The organism is Terasakiella pusilla DSM 6293 (assembly GCF_000688235.1).
Taxonomy (GTDB): domain Bacteria; phylum Pseudomonadota; class Alphaproteobacteria; order Rhodospirillales; family Terasakiellaceae; genus Terasakiella; species Terasakiella pusilla.
On record NZ_JHYO01000042.1, the window covers coordinates 1 to 19694 of the forward strand.

Sequence of the window (19694 nt, forward strand, 5' to 3'; positions counted from 1 at the left end):
CGGGCTGATTGATCTTTATTCCCGCCGTGTCATTGGCTGGGCGACAAGTAAACGCTTAAAACGCAAACTGGTGATTGATGCCCTACAACGGGCGATCGCTTTACGTCAACCGCCTGAAGGCGTGATCTTCCATCCAGATCGTGGAAGTCAATATTACTCGCACGACTACCAGAAATTTCTCAGAAAACATGCCTGCAAGGCTTCTATGTCAGGCAAAGGTAATTGTTATGATAATGCCACTGTTGAGACATTCTTCAAATCTTTGAAAGCTGAATTAATCTGGAGAATGAAATTGTAAACACGAGAACAGGCAGAAAAAGCCCTGTTTGGATATATTAATAGGTTCTACAATTCGAAACGCCGACATTCATATTTAGGAAATATCAGTCCAATGCAATTCGAAATGAAGGCCGCCTAAACGGAGAAGGTGTTCTCCACTTTTAGGGAACGGGTCCAGTATAAGCCGTTTATTCTTCAGTCAACGCCACAAGCGCACCATCTAGGTCAAGGACAGTAGGCTGGAGACCAGTAGGTTCGGTTCATAGTAAGGGGTGCTTTGGGGCGTGATTAAGCGGATATCAATGACATGAATGCCGGCTTTCGTCAGTTTTGATTTTGTCATTGGCAGGAGGTCGCATCCGTTTTCACTATCAATAAAGACGAAGTTGAGCAATTTATCTGCCGGACAGTCCTCCCCCGCATCCTTGCGTAAAATATCGAGTAATTTAAAGACCGTATCGTCTAGTGACATACCGATACGTTCGGGATCTTCGCCAAGGCTGGGGAAATAGACTTTGGGGCAGTCGGTATCGCGGATCGCAGCCCCGACACCTTTGGGTAAAAGATTGGCGGCAAGGCTGGAATAAAAGCTGCCGGGCGGAAAACAGATCAGGTCGGCTTGATTGATCAGCTTGCGCTTTTTCTTTTGCAAGCGGGCGGTGGTCGGTTGATCTTTATCCAAGCTTTGGGTCAGGTAGAAATCTGCAATGGGGCTGTCGAGGGGACCAACTTCTTTCCCCGTGATGTTATGTTGCCCGAGGATTGTTTTGCCATTTTCCAGACGGGCGGCAAGGTGCAGGCGATCGTTGACGGTGGTTGCGACTTGGCCTTGAACGTTCACCAGTTTGGAGAACATGAAGATTACCTGATCAAGCTGACAACGGTTATTGAGATAGCCCGCCGCAATCAAAAGGTTGCCGATGCTTGCCCCTTTGAGGTCGAATTTATCGGGCATGGCTTCGATAAACATCTGCAAGTGAGTACAGATGAGATTGCGCATGGGGTTTTTAATGACCTTAATGCGAGGGTCTTTGCCTGCAGCAATCGCATGAAGCTGGGCAAGCAATTCTTTGCGTTTTTGATCTTTCGGCAGACGATAGGCAAAGAGCTGAAAGACTTCCGGCTGTCCGCTGATGGTGTCATCGGCCAAGGCCATGAGGCGGGAGCGAAGATCACCGACAGCAGGCATATCAAAGGCAGAGCGTAAGATGGCAGAACTACCGCCACTATCAAACGGTGTCACCAGATGGATGGAATTATGAGTATATTTTTTCAGAAGACGGCTGATATCGGTCAGGGCGGTTCCGCCGGAAAAGAACAGAATTTTCGGTCCCAACTCCGGTGCACGTTCATAACGGCGAATGCGCAGGACATCGGGGAAAGTGACGGGGCGAGAAACTGTAATTTTTTTCATTTGACCATATGAAACTGTCATAAAACATGACTAGTATAGGACTTAAACCTGAATATCTATAAACTTTTTATGAAATATTAGTGGCTGTTATACAATGCGTCTGCCCAAAGCCGTTCGCGATAATCTCTTATTTTTGCTTGCTGAAACCCATTCCCAAATCGCCAACTTTCAGGTGTTGCTGGAAACGCAGGCCGCCACAGTCGCACAGCGCATTCTTGATCGACAGGGCTATACCTATAATCTAAAAATGCGCATCCATGATGGTTGTATCCATGCCCTGCGTCATGGGCCTAAAGGCAGCATTAATGTGTTTTCCCTGCGCGCGGCCGAAGCTATTGCGTCTGATTTGGAGCGCATTAGCCACATTTGTTTTGAATGTGTGCGCTTTGTCGGCAATGTCGAGCAAGGGAAGATCTTGAGAAAAAGCGGTATTCCCACCCTGGTGAAAGAAGCTTTGGGCGGGATTGATTTGATTGAGCGCGCGATTGAAGAGGAAGATACCAAGACCACCTTGAAAATCGCCGAGATCGAACGCAAACTGGACCGCCGGTACAACGATATCTTTTTAAAGAATATCAAGAAGATGCGCAAAAGTGACCAGCCGGAAGATATGGTCACCATGTTGTTTATTGCCCAACGGGTGGCGGAAATCGGTGATGTTCTGCTGAGCATCTCTGAATCTGTGATGTCGGCGCAGTTGGGGCAACCCATGCATATTGATCGTTTCCGGTCGCTAAAAACAGCGCTATCCGATTTGGGATTGATTGAGGCCGAGGTCGAGCCTATTGCGGAAACAAAATCGGGTAGCGGTATTTCCGGTATCTCGGATGCGAACAGTGATGAGGATGGGTATGTCGCCATCTTTAAGGACGGCAAAAAAGACAAGCTGAAAGAAGAGCGCGAGAGTGTGGAGAACTGGCATGAGATTTTCCCCGGTCTGGCCCCACAGATATTGTCCTACCACAAGCAAGGGAAAAATGCGTCATTACTGATTGAGCATTTGCCGGGTCAAACCTTTGATACGATCCTGTTGCAAGATGAGGAAGAGACGCTGGAAAAGGCGTTGAAGCACCTGTGCAAAACCTTAAAAGCGGTTTGGAAGGAAACGAAACGGAAAAAGGGGATCTCAGCCAATCATATGGGGCAGTTGCAAAAGCGCTTACCTCAGGTGCTGGATATCCATTCAGACTTCAACACCTGCGCAAAACGGGTGGGGGAAGCGGATGTGTCCTCGTTGGAGGAGCTGATCACAAAGGCGGGGAAACTGGAAGCCAAGCTCGCGCCGCCCTTTTCGGTTTACATCCATGGTGATTTTAATCTGGATAACATTATCTTTGATGCAGATAGCAAGAAGATCCGGTTTATTGATCTCCATCGCTCCTGCTATCAGGATTATACGCAAGATGTGTCGGTCTTTATGATCTCCAACTACCGTTTACAGGTGCTGGATCGCAAAACCCGTCAACGCATCAGGGCGGCGGCGCTACATATGTACGAGTTTGCCCGTGAGTTTGCCGAAAAGCAGGGGGATGCGTCTTTTGAAGTCCGTCTGGCCCTTGGTTTGGCGCGGTCCTTTATAACCTCAACACGGTTTATACTGGATGCGGAGCTGGCCAACGCCATGTACTTGCGCGGCAAGTACATTCTGGAACGCCTTGGCGAATTGAATGAAAAGGAGGTACACTCCTTTAAACTACCTATAGAAGAGTTGTTTTTGTAATATGGCTAAAAAAATTGCAGTAATCGGTATTCCGGGGAAATGGTCAACCGAGGTTTTGGCGGACGCGTTGGAAGAACGCACGGGCTTTCGCCTTGTGCTGGATATGGCCGAAGTTCACGCGGACCTAGAGACCAATAGCCTGTGGGCGCGCGGGGTCAACCTGTGTGAGTTAGATGGCTTGGCGGTCAAAAAAATATCGCAAGTCTATAGCCCGAACACGCTGGATCGGATCGAGCTGTTGCGCCTTGCTGAAAAGAAGGGCGTGCGGGTGTTTTCCAAAGCGGAAACGATCATTCGTATGATTGACCGTTTGTCCTGTACGGTGACATTGCGCAATGGCGACATCCCCATGCCGAAAACGCAGGTGTGTGAAAGTGTCGACACCGCCATGGAGATCGTGAAGACCTATGGGGAAGCGGTGTTTAAGCCGCTGTTTTCGACCAAGGCACGCGGTATGTGCGTGATCAGTGCTGATCTTGATGACGCCACCATGCGCGCCGAGATTGAGGCGTTTAAACAGGATAATCCGGTGATGTATATTCAACAGAAACTGGACTTGCCGGGCCGTGATTACGGGATGGTCTTTTTGGGGGGGCGCTATCTTGGTACTTACGCGCGTGTTTCCCAAAACGAAAGCTGGAATACGACGATTAATAGCGGCGGTAAATACGCATTGCATGAACCGCCCCAAAGCACCATTGAGCTGGCCTCAAAGGCGGAACGGTTGTTTGGCATGGATTTTACCACGGTAGATGTCGCAGACACGCCGGACGGCCCGATCGTCTTTGAAGTCTCCGCCTTTGGGGGCTTTAAAGGCGCGAAGGAAGGGATCGGCATTGATGCCGCGGCCCTTTATGCGGATTATATTTTGGAGGAACTGGCATGATCACGACAGCACAACAGGCCGCTGACGTCCTGATCGGGAACGCGCAGGTGAATGAAGGTCGCCTTGTGCTGGACCTTGACGGCTATAAGATTGAGGTGCAGTCCAACTCCCAAGAGTTGCTGGAACAGTTGGGGCGCTATTTTGCCCACACACTGGGGGCAGGGGAGCCTGATTGCCGGATCATTGCGATTGAGGGACCTGCGCCCGATCTGGGACTGCCCTTTGTGGATTGGAAGCGCGAGGCCGGTAAGTCCGGTCGCAAGGATGCCTTTTATGATCTGACAGATGGTCGCCTGATTCTAAAGGTGCGCACCGGCATGGTCTTTTTGCAAAGTCGCGATCATTTGATTGCCTCCGGTCCATCTTTGGCAAATGATAACCAGATCATCAACTACATCAATGCGCAGTATATGAATAAGCTGCAACAGGATGGGGCATTGATCTGCCATGCCTCCGGTCTTGTGCGCGGCGGGGCTTGTCTGGGGATGGCTGGTTTTTCTGGCGGCGGGAAATCCACGCTGATGTTAAAGATGCTGGAAGAACAGGGTTTAAGCTATCTGACCAATGATCGTCTGTTTTTAAAGGATGGAAGGGCCATCGGTATCCCCAAGCTGCCGCGTATTAATCCGGGGACGATCCTGAACAATGAGACCTTGCGACCGATCTTGTCTGATGAGCGCGCCGCAGAGTTACAGGCGCTGTCCATAGAGGAGCTTTGGCATCTGGAAGAAAAATATGACGTGTTTGTCGAAGATGTTTATGGGGAAGAGAAGATCACGCCAAGCGCCAAGCTGGGGGCGTTTTTGATCCTTAATTGGCAGCGCGAGGGCACAAAGCCCCTGAGCATTGATCGGGTTGATCTGTCGGCGCGCCCCGAACTGCTGCACAAGGCAATTATGAAGTCGCCGGGACCGTTTTATCAATATGCGGACGGATCGTTTTTCGCCGATACCACCGACCTTGATCCCGTCCCGTATCTTGAAGCGTTGCAAGATGTCCCGATTTATGAAGCCAGCGGCACGATTGATTTTGACGCTGCCGCACGTTTTTGCCTAAAGGAGTTGCCATGGTAAAAGACCTGTTGATCCTGCGTCACGGACACGCGAAAAGCAAATCGACTTATGGTGATTTTGGGCGGGAGTTAAAAGATAAAGGCAAGCGCAATGCACAGCGCATGGGGGTCTGGCTGGCGGAAAATGAGCTTCAGCCCGATTGCGTCATTGCTTCCCCTGCGGTGCGGGCCAAACGCACGGCGGAGAAATGCTGCAAGACTGCCGGGCTAAATGCGCGCACTATCGCCTTTGATGATCGCTTGTTTGATGCCTTGCCGCAAACGGTGCTGGGGATTATTCAGTCCTGCCCGCCAGAGACGGAACGTTTGTTAATCGTCGGGCATAATCCGTCCTTGTCGTCCTTGGCAAGTATGTTATCCGGTGAGCCGTGTGGCTTGGAACCGGGGAGCATGGCGCATTTACAGATTACGGGGGATTGGGTGGACCTTAGTCCTGAGGCGTCGAAAAAAGTGCAGCTTGTCTCGCCGGAAGGCTTGCCGGAGCTGTTCCCTTATCCCGATCTGGCGGGGGAAGAACGACGGGTGCGTCCGGCTTATTATTATACCCAGTCCTGTGTTGTGCCCTATCGTTTAAAAAATGATGAGGTGGAGGTCTTGATTATCTCTTCGTCCAAAAACAAACATTGGGTGGTGCCGAAAGGCATTCATGATCCGGGCCTGAGCGCGCAGGAGTCCGCAGCCAACGAGGCGTTGGAAGAAGCCGGCGTGGAAGGGGTGGTTCACGACACTGTGCTAGGGCAATATGCTTATGCCAAGTGGGAGGCGACGTGCGAGGTCACCGTGTACCCTATGGAAGTTACCCGCGAATTGGAGCCGGAGGAATGGGAAGAAAACCACCGTCTGCGCCGTTGGGTGCTGGCGGATAGCGCCGCGCAGTTAATCAATAATGCCGATCTGGGCGAGATTATCGCCGGACTAGCTGACTATGTGAGCAAGAAGTCATAATGATTAATCAATACGCTGCCTTTATCCGTCACGGTGACTATGACCAAATCACGGATGCCCCCAGTGCCTACCAACCGTTTGCCTTGACGCCCGCAGGTGTGGAACAAGCCGAAGAAGGCGCAGATGTGCTGCAAAGCCTGATCGATAAGCATGGCTACAAGCTGGACCCCATCATTGATAGTTCGTCTTTGTTGCGCGCTTGGCAGACGGCGGATATTTTGCGTCAAAACCTTGACGGGATCAAACGGGTGAACGGGTTCGACCGTTTGGCAGAACGCGGGGTCGGCGTAGCGGCAAATCTGGATGTGGCGACGATTGAGGGAATTTTGGAAATGGATCCTCGTTTCGAAGCGCCCCCGCAAAATTGGAAATCCAACAGTTATTACCGCCTCCCCTTTATCGGGGCGGAAAGCTTGATGGAGGCCGGGGCGCGTGTGGCAAAGCACGTGCGTGATACGATGGAGAACCTGCCGAAGGCCGAAGGGCGCAAAACCCTGAAACTGTTTGTCGGGCATGGGGCGGCTTTTCGACATGCAGCGCATCATTTGGGTGTGTTGGCGTTTGAGGAGATCGCGAAACTGTCCATGTACCACGCAAGCCCTGTGGTGTTTGAAGTAAACCCCAACGGCAGATGGCGTCACGTGGCCGGTAAATGGAAAGTCAGAACACCCAAAGAAGGATTTACGGATTAGTCATGTCGACATTGAAGACAGGCCGGTTTTTGCCACAATATCAGGGCAAGTCGTGGCTGGATGTGCCCCTGCCTAGAAAGGCAAAAGACTGGACCCACGGTGGCGTGAAATCCATTGCAGCCTGTGACGGTGGTAAAGCCAAACTGATCGAGACACTGAGTGCGCTGAACAAGGCCAAAGCATGGCAGTTCCCGAAACGGCGACACTATTTTTTTTCAGACTTGCATGGCGATCCGGACGCTTTTGCCGCGTCCCTGGTGGCGTGTGGGGGGGTGAAAAAGACAGGTCCGGCACCGACTGATTTTGTTTTGACGGATCAGGGACGGTTGGCCAACTTTGTTATCGGTGGCGACTGTTTTGATAAGGGGCCAAGTTCCCTTGGTGTCTTGCGCACGATCCAGCATCTTAAAAAACAGGGCGCCCGTGTGCGGGTGTTGGCGGGAAATCATGACGTGCGGGTTTTGTTTGGGATGTTAAGCGTAGGCAAAGCCCAAACCACCGAAAGTGAGTATTTTTTCATCCGCACCGGCCAAAAGATCATCCCGTTGTTAAAAGAAATCGTGGCGGAATATTTGGACGGTAGACACGCGTTGAAAGGCGTGCCCAGCAAAAAGGAATGTCGCCGTTTGCTCTATCCCGCAGCGGATTGGTTTGATCGCTTTCCTGATGTTGCGGAAGGGCGGATCTCTAAACCACAGGTCGCACGTGAACTGAGCCGCATTCGAAAAAAATACGAAAGCTTTGAAGGGAAATGCGAAGCCGCGGGGCTTAGTTTGCGACAGGTCTATGCCGTAGTACAGACGTTTAAAGAGCTGTTCTGGGAGCCAAAGGGCGAGTTTTACTGGTTCTTCAACCGCATGCGGTTGGTCTATCGCACGGGGTCGTTTTTGTTTGTCCATGCCGGACTGGATAATCAAATGGCGAAATATATCAGCGAAGGCGGCGCGAAAGAAATGAACCGCGCGTTTCGGGCCGCGTTGAAGGCCAGCCCGTTTGAGTTTTACTATGGGTCCATGTGTAACACTGTGCGCACAAAATATCGCACTGTGGACCATCCTTTTAGCCAAAAAGGCGCGCGCTATGTGCGGCGGGCAGGCATTAGTGCCCTTATTCATGGGCATCGCAATTTACATAATGGACAACGTATTGCCATGCGCCGAGGTGTCATTAATTTTGAATGTGATACCAGTCTGGACCGTCATACCCGCGAGAAAGAAAAGGTGCGGGGACGCGGGGCGTCGGTGACGATCCTTGACCCCAAAGGGATGATCCTTGGGGTGTCCAGTGATTATCCGTTTATCAAAGTATTTGAACCGCTGGCCACGTTAAAGGCCTTACGTGTGGCCCCAACAGAAAGACGTAAACGATGAAACAATCGTCCAGATTTAGACATGAATCGCTGCAAAGCACAGACTCCATCAAAGGGTTGTTGAAGGCGCTGACCAACGGGATCGCCAAGGGCAAAGTTGTGCTGGAAGATGAAGACGGCAATATGGTGCTGGAACCGGATGGTCTGTTGCATCTTAAAGTCAGTGCCAATCAGGATGATGAACGCAGCAACATTACAGTGCGTATTTCCTGGCGGGAGGAAAACAGTCTGCCGAAAAAGAAAAGTTTAAAAATCAACGAGAAGTAATGTGCCCCATTATTTTCCCAGATGGTTGTAATGTTGCGCCTTTATCATCATATGGGATATAGGTCAGCACCGCTGATCTGTTTCGTGCTGTCTTGCGTACAAAAAATATAATCGCAAGGCTTGGCAGTGGGGGCGTGTTGCGAGTAAGATGGGGCGGTAATTGAATATAGCTGGTGCCGATGTCGGCCCGGCATCTTAAGGAGTGTTGAATGTCCGATCACGATCAAATGGACGTACTGGCGGAACAAATCCACCATCTTGTTTCTTACATCACAAAGATTAAGCAAGAGTTGGCTGCCATCAAACACCCTAAATCCTCGGTTGATCACTTCAACACTGTTGCGGAGCAATTGAACACGATTTGCGAGACAACGGAAGAAGCAACAAACACGATTATGGAGTCTGCAGAGACGATCCTGACCGTAGTGGACGACCTGAGCGCGAATGTGAAGTACCCCGAAGCGCAAAAATCCTGTCACGCAATTATGGACAGTACCAACAAGATTTTTGAATCCTGCTCCTTCCATGATTTGACAGGGCAGCGGATTTCCAAAATCGTCCGGATCATGAATCGTCTGGAAGGCACGTTGGACAGTCTGGTCCAAATCGTCGGACCAAAAGGTCTGGAAGCCATGCCGATGAATGCCGATGAAACCATTGAAGATGTGATTGGCATGAAGGACGGCGATATCGCCATGCATGGTCCGCAAACCATGAATGAAGCGGTCTCTCAAGATGACATCGATGCCTTGTTCGGGGATGTGACGGCACCGTCAAAAAGCAATCAGCAAGTTTCGCAGGATGCGATTGACAGCATGTTTGATAGTCCCGCAGCACCAGAGGTAAAGGTCGCCTCTTCTGCCAGTGTGTCACAAGACGCGATCGACAGTATGTTTGACAATCCGCAAAAAGCGCCGCCGAAGGAAGAGAAGCCGAAAGAAAAGAGTGAGTTTCCCGCCGGTGGGCAAGCCTCGCAGGATGATATCGACAAGCTGTTTGGCTAACTGACCTGATCTTAAAACAAGCGCCATTTAGACTTGGTGTTTTTGGTAGCTGTCAGCCAGCTTTCGGGCTCGGCCTCGTCAGGTGCGAAAGTGTCTTTAGAGCTGGTAATTGGCGTGTGACGTTTGCTGCGATATTCTGCATCAACCAGATAGTTGATCGACTGAAAATCTTTTTGCGGCAGACCGGCTTTGCGGTAAAGGGCCGCGAACCCCCGTTCACCGGGGTCTTTGATCAGCAAAAGGGTTGAGTTTAGGTCAATGCCGACCCGTTCAGCCAAGGCATGTTCAAAGAAGGCGCGGTCCCCGATTTCAAGGGCGCGAAAGATTAATTCCGCACTGAGCTTGCCGCTGTTGGACAGTTTTTTGACCAAAAGGGCTGCATCTCGTTTGGAGTGGGGGGCAGACAGGATGCGGCGCACGGCATCTTCGCGCGATTCCAGCATCATTTTTTCCAACAGGATTTCACTGAGCGGGTGGCGCACCAGCAGTTCCGCCTTGATCTGGTCGCTGACAAGGTCAACCATGCGTTCGACCACATGCTTTGGGAGCTTGTGGCGCTGTGCCATGCCGGTATGGATTGCCGGACTGTTTTGAAAACGGTCCAAGACGGCTTCCAGTGTTTCATCCTCGATATCCGCCCCGTCATTGTGCAAAAGCGACTCGACCACGTCTTCGTCGCCTTCTTCAACCAAGGTGTGGGACACGACCGGACTGAGTGTTTTGCGCTGGGTGATGGCAAGCTGGCGGTCTTTGTCTCCGCTGCGCACCAACGAAATGAGATCCTTGTCGGCTAACAACTCGCTAAACTTTATCATCGGCAGGCTGACTTCTAGCACGTCCTGAGCGAGTTTGAGTGCCAGTTCTTTGGGGATATCTGTGGATTTTCGAAGGGTTTGCGCCAGACTCTGACGGACGGCAACATGGATATCTTCTGAGAGTTGTTCGCAGATCGCTATGGCCAATGCCAGTTCGGTTTCTGACAAGGTGCCGCTGTTGATATCATGCCCCAGCTTAAGCGCAAGAACAGCACGTTGATCAGGCGAGTCGTTTTTGTAGAGCGCTATGGCATCTTTCTGAGTAACTTCCGACATTTAGTTGATCTTCCCTGCGATTTATTAAACTATAGTATAGGTAATTTTTCTCCAATTTGCGAGTCTAGAATCAATCTAAGGGAATGCCAGTGATCTTAGTCACTTCTTATAGCTGATTTCGACAGAAAATATATGCGATCACATCTTTGTTAAAAGTCGGCGAAAACCCGTAAAATAAGTTGTTTTCGCGCCCCAGATCACTTAAAAGCCTTGGGCATATTCCGCCACTAAAAACTAAGGAGATTTCCTGTGAGCAACTTGTCTTTGTCTAAAGATAAAATCCGTATCCTGTTGTTGGAAGGTGTCCACGAGAACGCCGTACGCGTTTTGGAACAGGCCGGTTACAAAAACATCGAATTCCACAAAAAAGCCCTTGATGAAGAAACACTCAAAGAAAAAATCAAGGATGCGCATATTGTCGGTATTCGTTCGCGCACACAGTTGACACAGGAAGTTCTGGAGTCGGCGGAGAAACTGTTCTCCATCGGTTGTTTCTGCATCGGGACCAATCAGGTTGATTTGCGCGCAGCCCTTGCCCAGGGTGTGCCTGTCTTTAATGCGCCTTACTCAAATACCCGTTCTGTGGCGGAACTGGTTTTGGGGGAGGCCATCATGTTGATGCGTGGCATTCTGGAAAAATCGGCAAGTTGTCATTCGGGCGGTTGGATGAAGTCGGCTGCGGGCTCGTATGAGGTACGCGGCAAGACGTTGGGGATCATCGGTTATGGTCATATCGGCAGCCAGTTGTCCATTCTGGCGGAAGCGCTTGGCTTCAACGTTGTTTATTATGATGTGATCAACAAACTGCCGTTGGGTAACGCGACACCGTGTGAAAGCCTTGATCAGTTGTTGCAGATGTCTGACGTGGTCAGCCTGCACGTACCGGATACAGCCGAAACACAAAACATGATCACGGCCCGCGAATTGGGCGAGATGAAAAAAGGCGCTCATTTGATCAACGCGGCCCGTGGTAAGGTTGTGGATATCCCGGCGCTGGCCGATGCTTTGAAGTCCGGTCATCTGGCGGGTGCGGCGATTGACGTCTTCCCGGTTGAGCCAAAAGGTGCGGATGATGAATTTGTTTCTGAACTGCGTGGCTTGCCAAACGTGATCCTGACACCGCACATCGGTGGGTCTACACAAGAAGCCCAAGCTAACATCGGCACCGAAGTGGCAGAGAAGTTGGTTAAATATTCCGACGATGGCTCCACATTGGGGGCGGTTAACTTTATGGAAGTGTCTTTGCCGACCAAAGGCACAGGCACGCGCTTTATGCATATCCATGAAAACAAGCCGGGTGTCATGGCCCGCATCGCCGAGATCATGAGCGATCATGGGTTCAACATTACAGGCCAGTTCCTGCAAACGGACGGGGAATTTGGCTATGTGGTTGTTGATGTGGACGCGGATATTGCAGAAGGCCAAGGCATCCGCCGCGCCTTGACGTCAATTCCGGGTACAATTCGCCTGCGTTTCCTGCGTTAATCAGGCAGGTTGACGGTTTTTTGCTCACGAGCGTTCGAAATAGTTGATTTCTCTACTCGGGTATGGCAATCCAGTGATCCCGTACATACGTATAAGATCACAGTGAATGTCCAGACTTGAAAGGAATGTCTCGTGAGCACGAAACCGAATTTAGATATAGTGGGCGGTCGCCCCAGCCGGGAAGAAGCCGAAGAAGCGGTTAGAACGCTGATTCGCTGGGCGGGCGATGACCATACCCGCGAAGGCCTCTTGGGGACACCGGATCGTGTCGTACGTTCCTATGAAGAGTTTTTTCAGGGCTATGGCCAAGACCCGGACGAAATTCTGACCCGCACTTTCGAAGAAACAGACGGTTATGACGAAATGGTGTTGCTGCGCGACATCCGTTTTGAATCCCACTGCGAACACCATATGGTGCCGATCCTGGGCAAAGCGCATGTGGCCTATATGCCGAAAAAGCGCGTTGTCGGGATTTCCAAGCTGGCACGTATTGTTGAAGTCTACGCCAAACGTCTGCAAATTCAGGAAAAGATGACGGCGCAAGTCGCTAACGTCATTCAGGAAGTTTTGGACCCCCACGGTGTTGCCGTGGTGATTGAAGCCCAGCACCAATGTATGACAACACGTGGTGTGTACAAGCCGGGCGTGACCATGGTGACCTCGCGTATGCTCGGGGCGTTCCGTGATAATCTGGCGACACGTAAAGAATTTTTGACCATGATCGGCAATCCGGCCAGCGGTCAATCGGTGTCACCTTACTAAGTCGGTGATGTCGTCTGAATAAAAAACGGCCCTTGCAGTGACAGGGGCCGTTTTTTTATGTCTTTAGACTTTTAAGGGAACGTTCAAGTTCACTTTCACCCGATCGGATACGATGCTGGAGTGATAGCGCCGGATGTTGGGTGCATCGGCAAAGTATTTGCGGGTGATCTGGTCATATTCCTGCATGTTGTCGAGACACAGGATCACGATAAAATCCACTTCTCCCGTCACATAATAACATTGCTGGACCACGTCGAGCTCCAGCATGGATTGCCGGAACTTGTCGAGCAGTTCGCCGCGCACACTTTCCAGTTTTACATCCACAATCGCCTGGACGCGGTTGTTGAGAATCTTTGACGACAGGACAGAGAGGTCGGCTTCGATCACGCCTTCTTTGCGCAGGCGTTTGATGCGGCGCTGGACGGAAGATCGGGAAGACCCAACCCGATCAGCGAGGGTTTCTGCGGAGAGCCGATTATTCTTTTGCAAAAGATTTAACAAAAGCCGGTCGGTTTTGTCCAATTCTGTGGGTAAATTGCCCATATCAACACCTTATTTGATGCAAAAAACCCAATTTCGGGCCAAGATTGGGTACATTACTTTTTGCAATCTGGCAAACTAATTGTAAGTGAGTTTCATTTGATTAAGGATTAACCCATGGAAATCAAACGCCCTTATCTACTGTTTCTCGGCGATGCTGCCGACCCGTTGGCTGCAAAAGTTGCACAAGGTATCAAGGACTGGCGCCCTGAAAATGCGTTGGCCCAAATCCGTCTCGAAGGCTGTAAAGCAGACCTTGGCTTGACGGATATGACGATTGACGAAGCCGTCAAGGCCGGTGCCAAAACACTGGTGATTGGTGTGGCAAACCGTGGCGGCGTGATTTCCGATGCATGGGTTGAAGTGCTGACAGAAGCGCTGGAAGCGGGCCTTGATCTGGCGGCCGGTCTGCACAACAAGCTGGCGGACGTGCCTGTCTTGAAAGAGACAGCGGACAAGCTGGGTCGCAAACTGTTTGATGTGCGCCACCCGACAGAAGTTTATCCGGTGGCAAGCGGTGTCAAACGCACAGGTAAACGCCTGTTGCCAGTGGGGACAGATTGTTCCTGCGGTAAGATGTACACAGCCCTTGCTATTGAAAAAGAAATGCGCGCGCGCGGCATGAAAGCGGATTTCCGCGCAACGGGTCAAACAGGTATCCTGATTACAGGCTCCGGTGTGTCCATCGATGCGGTTGCGGCTGACTTTATCTCTGGTTCCGTTGAAACCATTTCCCCCAACAATGATGCGGATCACTGGGATTTGATCGAAGGTCAAGGCTCTGTTTACCACGCGTCATTCGCCGGGGTGACAACCGGATTGATCCACGGGGCGCAAGCGGATGCGTTGGTCCTGTGTCACGAACCGACACGTACGCACATGCGCGGCCTGCCGGACTTTCCGGTCCCTGCTATGGAAGATGTGATGGAACTGGCTTTGCACATGGCCCAGTTGACCAATAAAGACGCGAAATTTGTTGCCATCAGCATCAACACCTCGCATCTGAGCGAAGAGGAAGCGGATAAATATATGAAAGAAACCGAAGCGAAATTTGGTCTGCCGTGTGTTGATCCGGTTCGTAACGGTGTTGCCCGCATTGTGGATGTGCTTTCATGAGCGTGAAACTAACTGTTTCAAACGCGTCATGGCCCATCGCAGGCAGCTTTACCATTTCACGCGGGACGAAAACGTCTGCGGATGTGGTGGTTGTTGAATTAAGTGAAGACGGTGTAACGGGGCGCGGTGAATGCGTCCCTTATGCCCGCTATGACGAGAGCATTACGTCTGTCACCGATCAGATTTTGTCCCTGAAGGATGAGATCGAAGCGGGCTTGGACCGCCAGGGCTTGCAGGATCGTATGCCCGCTGGGGCGGCGCGTAACGCGCTGGATTGTGCCTTCTGGGATCTGGAAGCCAAAAAAGCGGGTAAACGCGCGTGGGAACTAGCGGGCCTGACCACCTTGGCACCGCTGCAAACAGCCTATACCCTGTCGCTGGATACCCCGGAAAATATGGGGAAAAAGGCCCGTGACGTGGCGCATTTGCCGCTGTTAAAGCTAAAGCTGGCCGGACCGGATGATCTGGACCGTGTAGCGGCTGTGCGTGAAGGCTCCCCCAATGCGCGGATCATCGTGGATGCGAATGAAGGCTGGACGGCTGAGATTTATGCCAAGCTTGCGCCAAAACTGGTTGAGCTCGGCGTGGAGATGATCGAACAGCCTTTGCCTGCGGGGGAAGATGAAGCACTTCGCACCATGGAACGTCCCGTTCCGGTCTGTGCGGATGAGTCTTGCCACGGTCTGTCGTCTTTGGCGGATATCGAAGGCAAGTACGATATGATCAATATCAAGCTGGATAAAACCGGCGGCTTGACCGAAGCGTTGTTGTTGAAAGACGCTGCCGAAAAAGCCGGCTTGCAGATTATGGTCGGCTGTATGCTTGCCCCGTCTTTGGCGATGGCACCGGCAATGGTGGTTGCTCAAGGGGCCAAGGTTGTTGATCTGGACGGTCCTTTGTTATTGGCAAAAGACTATGATCCAGCTATCGAGTTTAACAATGGAATGATGTCCGCACCGGATGCCCGTTTGTGGGGCTAGGGTCCGGTTTTAGGGAAGGAAATGCGCGATGAGCCGCACTGTATATGTAAATGGCGCCTATGTGCCGGAAGAAGATGCCAAAATCTCGGTTTTTGATCGTGGCTTTTTGTTTGCAGACGGGGTTTATGAAGTCTGTTCTGTCCTGCAAGGCAAGTTGTTGGAAACTGAAGGGCACGTGACGCGCCTGCATCGATCCTTGAATGAGCTGGATATAGCGGCCCCTTGTAGTGATGAAGAGCTGTTGGGCGCGATGGAAAAGCTGGTTGCGGACAATGGTGTTGACGAAGGTCTGGTCTATCTGCAAGTCACTCGTGGTGCGGCAGATCGTGATTTTGCTTACCCCAAAGACGCTAAACCGTCCTTGGTGATGTTTACGCAGAAAAAGAACCTGTTGACCGATCCGGTGGCTGAAAAAGGCGTGGCGGTGATTACCTTGCCGGACCTGCGCTGGGCACGTCGTGACATTAAAACGGTCGGTCTGTTGTACCCGTGTATGGCGAAGATGGAAGCCAAAGCTAAAGGCGCACAGGATGCGTGGCTGCTGGATGATGACGGGTTTGTCACTGAAGGCACGTCAAACAACGCCTATATCGTGACCGCGGACGATAAAATCGTGACGCGACAGTTGAGCAACAGCATCCTGCACGGCATCACGCGTCGGTCCATTTTGGCGATTGCGCAAGAGTTGGGCATGGTCGTTGAAGAGCGTCCGTTCACCCCTGCGGAAGCCTATGCGGCGAAAGAAGCTTTCACGACGTCGGCTTCTTCCTTTGCGATGCCGGTGATTTCCATTGATGAAAACATCATCGCTTCAGGTAAGCCTGGGGAGGTCACTAAAAAGTTACGTGATAAGTATATCGAGCTGTCTTTGTCTGCCTAAGGCTCTGAGCTTACACGTTTATTGAAAGGCCCTGTGGTTGTGACTGCAGGGCCTTTTCTTTTATCTGCCTGTAGAGGGTGTGATGGGCGTCACAGTTAAAAATCGCTAAAAATGCGAAAGTATTAATACTTTTAGATAGTGTGATGGAGAAAGACTGTGAGTGACCACTATTATGACTTGTCGAAGAAAGACGAGATCAAGATGGTCAGCGTTTTGGCAGTCATTAGTCTCGTGCTGTTCGGCTATCTTGGTGTTTTGGTTTATGAACGTCAATATAGCGACGACGAGGAAATGGCGAATACAAAGACGCTGGAATCCAACTTGTCTAAAATTTCTGAGAGTTTAAATAAACGATAATCGCGCGACGAGGCTTGACAGTTCGTGCAATCTCGCTAATTTGCCCCTCTTAATGTTTTCTATAACGAGTGAGTGCGAGATCAATGGTCGCGATTACCTTGCCGGACGGTTCCGTCCGTGAATTTGATGGTCCAGTGACTGGTGCCCAAGTGGCAGCTGATATTGGACCCGGCCTTGCCAAAGCGGCATTGGCCATCCGTGTTGATGGGGAAATGAAAGACCTGTCTTGGGAAATGACCGAAGACACGACCATGTCCATCGTCACGGCCAAGGATGACGACGCCCTTGAACTCTTGCGCCACGATGCCGCCCACGTGATGGCTCAGGCCGTACAGGAACTGTTTGAAAACGTTCAGGTCACCATTGGCCCGGCGATTGAAAACGGGTACTACTACGACTTTGCAACGGAAAAGCCGTTTTCACCGGACGATCTGGAAAAGATCGAGCAGCGGATGGAAGAGATCGTCGATCGTGATCTCCCGATCGAACGCGAAGTCTGGGACCGTAACGAGCTGATCGCCAAGTTCAAAGAAATGGGCGAGCACTATAAAGCGGAAATTATCGAGTCTATTCCGGCAAACGAAGATGTCACCGTCTACCGTCAGGGCGACTGGTTTGATATGTGTCGTGGCCCGCACTTGCCCTCAACAGGCAAGCTGGGCAAAGCCTTTAAATTGATGAAGGTTGCCGGTGCCTACTGGCGCGGTGATTCCAACAACGAGATGTTGCAGCGGATTTACGGGACAGCTTGGACCGACAAAAAGGCGCTGCGCCAATATCTGCATATGTTGGAAGAGGCGGAAAAGCGCGACCACCGTAAACTCGGTAAGGAAATGGGCCTGTTCCACTTCCAGGAAGAAGCGGTTGGCTCTATTTTCTGGCATCCGAATGGTTGGAAAATTTATCGCACCGTTCAAAACTACATGCGCACCCGTCTGGAAGCCGCGAATTACGTTGAAGTAAATACGCCGCAGATGGTGGATCGCAAACTGTGGGAAGATTCCGGTCACTGGGAAAAGTTCCGCGAGAATATGTTCATCACAGGGGCGGAAGATAAGGTTCTGGCGATCAAGCCGATGAACTGTCCGTGTCACGTGCAGATCTTTAACCAAGGTCTGAAGTCTTATCGTGACCTGCCCTTGCGTATGGCGGAGTTTGGCTCCTGTTTCCGTAACGAGCCCAGCGGCGCGTTGCATGGCTTGATGCGTGTGCGTTCCTTTACGCAGGATGATGCGCATATCTTCTGTAGCCCGGATCAGATTATTTCTGAAACCAAAACTTTCTGTGATCTGTTGAAATCGGTTTATAAAGATTTCGGCTTTGAAGAGGTGAAGGTGAAGTTCTCGGATCGTCCGGACGTGCGTGCCGGGTCTGACGAGACGTGGGACAAGGCGGAAAGCGCGTTGAAAGAAGCAACCGAGGCTGCGGGTCTGGAATGGACATTGAACCCGGGTGAAGGTGCGTTCTATGGTCCGAAGCTGGAATTCGTTCTGCGCGATGCCATCGGTCGTGATTGGCAGTGTGGAACCCTTCAGGTTGATTTCGTTTTGCCGGAACGTCTGGATGCAGATTACATCGGGGAAGACGGTCAGAAACACCGTCCGGTGATGTTGCACCGTGCGATTCTCGGTTCCTTCGAGCGTTTCATCGGTATTTTGATCGAAAACTTTGCAGGTCTCTTCCCGTTATGGCTGGCACCGCAGCAAGTTGTCGTCGCTTCAATCACCAGTGATCATAACGACTATGCACAAGAAGTTTGTGATGTTCTGAAAAAACAAGGCCTTGCCTGTGATACAGACTTCAGAAACGAGAGTATTAATTACAAAATTCGGGAACATTCTCATGCGAAAGTGCCTGTAATTTTGGTTGTTGGCGGCAAAGAAGTTGAAAATCGGACGGTCGCAATGCGTCGTTTGGGTGGAAAAACGCAAGAAATTCTTGCACTTGCTGACGTCGTCGATAAACTAGTAGCTGAAGCTGCGAGCCCTCAAGGAAATTAAGGGCTCGCGCTAAGTGCATTTTGACGTAGGCAAGACATAGGAGAATTTCAATAGCTCGTCGTCCGATGAAGGCGCAACCGACCCAAGAGGGTCCACGCGTCAATAAAGAAATCCGCGTACCGCAAGTTCGGCTCGTAGATGAAAATGGGGAAATGGTTGGTGTTGTCTCAATTGATGAGGCACTGAAAAGAGCACAGAAAGCGGGGATCGACCTGATCGAAGTCTCGCCGAATGCTGAGCCACCGGTATGTAAAATTCTCGATAGCGGGAAGTACAAGTACGAAGCCCAAAAACGCAAGGCCGAAGCGAAGAAAAAGCAAAAAGTCGTGCAGGTTAAAGAGATCAAGATGCGTCCGGGCATCGATCAGCACGATTATGACGTTAAAATGCGCAACGTCTTTAAATTCCTGGAACATGGCGATAAAGTGAAAGTGACTCTACGTTACCGTGGCCGTGAAATGGCACACCAGGACCTCGGCATGGAGGTTCTGAAACGGGTGAAAGAGGATACAAAAGAATTCGCCAAAGTTGAGCACCAGCCAAAAATGGAAGGCCGTCAGATGATCATGATCCTCGGTCCCCTTCCAACCGGCGTTAAATAAGAACGCAAGATTTTAAAAAAAGCGGCATCTGGATTAGATGCCGCTTCAGACTGCTGACAAAGGTCTCGCCTAGGCGGGGCCTTTGTGATTCAATGAGGAATGCTTAAAAAACGCGGTCCTCAACAAACGGAACTTGAGATGGTCAGTCTGGATAGTCTGGTTCCGTCCAACCATCTTTTGCGCAAAATTGATGCGCATATTGATTTCAGTTTCATTCACGACAAGGTGGCGCC

The 19694-nt window shown here is 51.0% G+C and carries 19 protein-coding genes and 1 pseudogene; 17 read left to right on the forward strand and 3 right to left on the reverse strand.

Annotated features, from left to right (window positions below; all coding sequences use genetic code 11):
• Positions 1–418 (forward strand): annotated as a pseudogene (locus Q397_RS23390) (IS3 family transposase); the annotation flags it as partial.
• Positions 419–499: 81 nt separating this feature from the next.
• Here Q397_RS23390 and Q397_RS0118715 read toward each other — a convergent pair.
• Positions 500–1693: a GAK system CofD-like protein gene (locus tag Q397_RS0118715; protein WP_028880709.1), complete on the reverse strand. Its 1194-nt coding sequence runs from the start codon at positions 1691–1693 to the stop codon at positions 500–502.
• 94 nt (positions 1694–1787) lie between these two features.
• On the opposite strand from Q397_RS0118715, the gene Q397_RS0118720 reads away from it, so the two are divergent.
• The 8 genes from Q397_RS0118720 to Q397_RS0118755 all read left to right on the forward strand — a co-directional run bounded on the left by Q397_RS0118720 (position 1788) and on the right by Q397_RS0118755 (position 9648).
• Positions 1788–3413, forward strand: coding sequence for a phosphotransferase (locus Q397_RS0118720; RefSeq protein ID WP_028880710.1), 1626 nt, complete (start codon positions 1788–1790; stop codon positions 3411–3413).
• Position 3414: 1 nt separating this feature from the next.
• Entirely contained in the window at positions 3415–4299 is an 885-nt protein-coding gene (locus Q397_RS0118725; RefSeq protein ID WP_028880711.1) for a GAK system ATP-grasp enzyme, read from the forward strand.
• On the forward strand, positions 4296–5372 hold the full coding sequence (locus tag Q397_RS0118730) for an HprK-related kinase B (RefSeq protein WP_038014817.1): 1077 nt from the start codon (positions 4296–4298) through the stop codon (positions 5370–5372). The genes Q397_RS0118725 and Q397_RS0118730 overlap by 4 nt, the downstream gene beginning before the upstream one ends.
• On the forward strand, positions 5366–6316 hold the full coding sequence (locus Q397_RS24510; RefSeq protein ID WP_028880713.1) for a histidine phosphatase family protein: 951 nt from the start codon (positions 5366–5368) through the stop codon (positions 6314–6316). The genes Q397_RS0118730 and Q397_RS24510 overlap by 7 nt, the downstream gene beginning before the upstream one ends.
• A complete protein-coding gene (locus Q397_RS0118740; RefSeq protein WP_028880714.1) occupies positions 6316–7008 on the forward strand; it encodes a histidine phosphatase family protein in 693 nt (230 codons plus the stop codon). The genes Q397_RS24510 and Q397_RS0118740 overlap by 1 nt, the downstream gene beginning before the upstream one ends.
• A gap of 2 nt (positions 7009–7010) precedes the next feature.
• On the forward strand, positions 7011–8378 hold the full coding sequence (locus Q397_RS23400; protein ID WP_051610348.1) for a metallophosphoesterase: 1368 nt from the start codon (positions 7011–7013) through the stop codon (positions 8376–8378).
• The gene (locus Q397_RS0118750) at positions 8375–8644 is read left to right on the forward strand and encodes an amphi-Trp domain-containing protein (protein ID WP_028880715.1); all 270 of its coding nucleotides are present in this window, start codon (positions 8375–8377) and stop codon (positions 8642–8644) included. The genes Q397_RS23400 and Q397_RS0118750 overlap by 4 nt, the downstream gene beginning before the upstream one ends.
• A gap of 209 nt (positions 8645–8853) precedes the next feature.
• A complete protein-coding gene (locus tag Q397_RS0118755; RefSeq protein WP_028880716.1) occupies positions 8854–9648 on the forward strand; it encodes a protein phosphatase CheZ in 795 nt (264 codons plus the stop codon).
• An 11-nt stretch (positions 9649–9659) separates the two neighbouring features.
• On the opposite strand, the gene Q397_RS0118760 is transcribed toward Q397_RS0118755, so the two are convergent.
• Complete coding sequence (locus tag Q397_RS0118760) at positions 9660–10739, reverse strand: DUF2336 domain-containing protein (RefSeq protein ID WP_028880717.1); 1080 nt, start codon at positions 10737–10739, stop codon at positions 9660–9662.
• 249 nt (positions 10740–10988) lie between these two features.
• Between Q397_RS0118760 and serA the strand changes: the two genes are divergently transcribed.
• Positions 10989–12224, forward strand: coding sequence for a phosphoglycerate dehydrogenase (gene serA / locus Q397_RS0118765; RefSeq protein ID WP_028880718.1), 1236 nt, complete (start codon positions 10989–10991; stop codon positions 12222–12224).
• A gap of 132 nt (positions 12225–12356) precedes the next feature.
• Positions 12357–12986: a GTP cyclohydrolase I FolE gene (folE, locus tag Q397_RS0118770; protein WP_028880719.1), complete on the forward strand. Its 630-nt coding sequence runs from the start codon at positions 12357–12359 to the stop codon at positions 12984–12986.
• 63 nt (positions 12987–13049) lie between these two features.
• Here the strand turns inward: folE and Q397_RS0118775 are convergent, their stop codons facing one another.
• Entirely contained in the window at positions 13050–13529 is a 480-nt protein-coding gene (locus Q397_RS0118775) for an Lrp/AsnC family transcriptional regulator (RefSeq protein ID WP_028880720.1), read from the reverse strand.
• Positions 13530–13643: 114 nt separating this feature from the next.
• Between Q397_RS0118775 and dgcN the strand changes: the two genes are divergently transcribed.
• The 6 genes from dgcN to infC all read left to right on the forward strand — a co-directional run bounded on the left by dgcN (position 13644) and on the right by infC (position 19461).
• Positions 13644–14642 carry an N-acetyltransferase DgcN gene (gene dgcN / locus Q397_RS0118780; RefSeq protein WP_028880721.1) on the forward strand — a complete coding sequence of 333 codons (999 nt, stop codon included), beginning with the start codon at positions 13644–13646 and terminating at the stop codon, positions 14640–14642.
• Positions 14639–15622 carry an N-acetyl-D-Glu racemase DgcA gene (gene dgcA / locus Q397_RS0118785; RefSeq protein WP_205618866.1) on the forward strand — a complete coding sequence of 328 codons (984 nt, stop codon included), beginning with the start codon at positions 14639–14641 and terminating at the stop codon, positions 15620–15622. The genes dgcN and dgcA overlap by 4 nt, the downstream gene beginning before the upstream one ends.
• Before the next feature lie 28 nt (positions 15623–15650).
• Positions 15651–16502 (forward strand): D-amino-acid transaminase, encoded by an 852-nt coding sequence (locus tag Q397_RS0118790; RefSeq protein ID WP_028880723.1) that lies wholly within the window; start codon positions 15651–15653, stop codon positions 16500–16502.
• A gap of 156 nt (positions 16503–16658) precedes the next feature.
• Positions 16659–16859 carry a hypothetical protein gene (locus tag Q397_RS0118795; RefSeq protein ID WP_028880724.1) on the forward strand — a complete coding sequence of 67 codons (201 nt, stop codon included), beginning with the start codon at positions 16659–16661 and terminating at the stop codon, positions 16857–16859.
• A gap of 83 nt (positions 16860–16942) precedes the next feature.
• On the forward strand, positions 16943–18859 hold the full coding sequence (thrS, locus tag Q397_RS0118800; RefSeq protein ID WP_028880725.1) for a threonine--tRNA ligase: 1917 nt from the start codon (positions 16943–16945) through the stop codon (positions 18857–18859).
• Positions 18860–18924: 65 nt separating this feature from the next.
• A complete protein-coding gene (gene infC, locus Q397_RS0118805; protein ID WP_028880726.1) occupies positions 18925–19461 on the forward strand; it encodes a translation initiation factor IF-3 in 537 nt (178 codons plus the stop codon).
• Positions 19462–19694 lie beyond the last annotated feature (233 nt).